Genomic DNA, 2266 nt, shown 5'->3' on the forward strand with positions numbered 1-2266 from the left:
CCTCGGCGCCGGCAGCTTTGGCCGCCGCCGTCTCGCGGCGGTTCTGCACCCTCCGGGTGTGCTTGCGCACCACGTCAGTGCGTTCCCGCAGGCTGACCAGCAGCGGCGTGGCGAAGAAGATCGACGAGTAGGTTCCGACGATGACACCGACGAGCTGCACCAACGCCAGGTCCATCAGCGTGCCGACGCCCAGCAACCACACCGCGATCACCATCAGCGCGACGATCGGCAGCACCGAGATCAAGCTGGTGTTGATCGACCGCATGAAGGTCTGGTTGACGGCCAGGTTGGCCTGTTCGGCGAAGGTGCGTCGGGTGGTGTGCTCGAAGCCCTCGGTGTTCTCCTCGACCTTGTCGAACACGATGACGGTGTCGTAGAGCGAGAAGCCCAGAATCGTCAGCAACCCGATGACCGTTGCGGGGGTGACCTCGAAACCGACGAGCGCATAGACGCCGGCGGTGACCACGAGGTCGAAGATGAGCGTGGTCAGCGCCGCGATCGCCATGTACCGCTCGTAGCGGACTGTGATGTAGATGGCCGCCAGCACCAGGAACACGACCAGCGCGATCAGCGCCTTCTGGGTGATCTGACCACCCCAGGTCTCCGACACGGCCGAATCGCTGATGGCCTGGGTGCTCGGTTGACCGTCCGCGCCGACGGGCTGGAACGCATCGAACAGGGCCGTGCGGAGCTCTTCGGTCTGCTCGTTGCTCAGGGTCTCCGATCGGATCTGATAGGTCGCGGTGTCGCCGGCGCCGACGATGACCACCGATTCGGGCGGCTGGCCGATCGCCTCGCTGAAGACCGCCTCGACCTGTTGTGTTGTGGCCTGACCTTCACCGCGCGGCATCGACACCTTCGTGCCGCCCTCGAAGTCGATACCGAATGTGAAGCCCCGCAACAAGATTGCCCCGAGGGCAATGCCCACGATGACGGCGCTGACCGTGTACCAGAACTTGCGGCGACCGACGACCTCGAAGGCGCCGGTACCGGTGTAGAGCCGGACGAAGAAGCCGTGCCGGGGCGTATCCGTCGCGACGGGTTCGGCGTCGGAGGTCTCGACCTCGGTGGACGTGGCGTCGCGGTTGTGTCTGGCCGCCATCTGCTAACCCCGTCCCGCGGCGTGTGCGGCCGCTTTGCGTTCGCGTGCGATCTGCTGGACGGCTCCCAACCCGTTGAGCGACGGTTTGGCCATCGTCGTCGACTTCGACGCGAGGTAGGCCAGAGGCCAGGTCACCAGGAACACAACGACGATGTCGAGGATCGTGGTCAATCCCAGCGTGAAGGCGAAACCCTTCACCTGGCCGACCGCCAGGAAGTACAGCACCGCGGCAGCCAGGAAGGTGACCGCGTTGCCGGACAGAATCGTCTTGCGGGCCCGCGCCCAGCCTCGCGGCACCGCGGACCGGAACGACCGACCTTCCCGGATCTCGTCCTTTATTCGCTCGAAGAACACCACGAACGAGTCCGCTGTCATGCCGATACCGATGATCAGACCGGCGATACCGGCAAGGTCCAGCGTGTAGTTGATCCATCTGCCGAGCAGCACCAGGATCGAGAACACCATCGCGCCCGACGCGACCAGCGACAGCGCGACCAGCAACCCGAGTGCTCGGTAGTAGAGCAGGGAGTACAGCAGCACTGCAGCCAGACCCACCGCACCCGCGATCAGCCCTGCCCGCAGCGAGGACAGTCCCAGGGTCGCCGAGACGGTTTCGGCTTCGGAGGACTCGAAGGACAGTGGCAGCGAGCCGTACTTCAACACGTTGGCCAGGTCACGCGCCGAGTCCGCGGTGAACTGTCCGGTGATCTGCGTACGACCACCCGGGATGGCCTCCTGGATCTGGGGCGCGCTGACCACCTGCGAGTCGAGGACGAACGCGGTCTGGGTGCCGACGTTCGCGGCGGTGAAGTCCGCCCAGATCTCCCCGGCCTCGCTGTCGAACTCCACGTCGACGACGTTCTCGCCGCGCTGCTGATCCATCCCGGAGGTCGCGTTGGCGATCTGTTCACCGCTGATGATCGAGGAGTCCAGCAGGTAGACCTGCTGGCCGTCGGTCGAGCAGGTCACCAGGGGCAGGTTCGGGTCGTCGTTGCCAGCCAGCACGTCGTCTTCGCCGCACCGGGTGGCCTGGAACTGCATGGCGAGGATCTGGATCGCCTGTTCGCCGCTCTGGCGCAGCCGCTTCTCGTCCTGGATGCGGGTGGCCAGCGGGACGTCGCGATCACCCTCAGGTAGCGCGGGCGCGGTCCCCGGGCCGGGCGG

At 66.0% G+C, this 2266-nt stretch carries 2 protein-coding genes; both read right to left on the minus strand.

Annotated elements, in window-relative coordinates; all coding sequences use genetic code 11:
• On the minus strand, positions 1–1102 hold a 1102-nt coding region (gene secF, locus WA965_RS11370), incomplete at its 3' end, for a protein translocase subunit SecF (protein WP_526447520.1).
• Between the two features lie 3 nt (positions 1103–1105).
• The coding region (secD, locus tag WA965_RS11375; RefSeq protein ID WP_526447522.1) for a protein translocase subunit SecD at positions 1106–2266 on the minus strand (1161 nt) is incomplete at its 5' end.

The organism is Mycobacterium sp., assembly GCF_049683935.1.
Lineage (GTDB): Bacteria > Actinomycetota > Actinomycetes > Mycobacteriales > Mycobacteriaceae > Mycobacterium.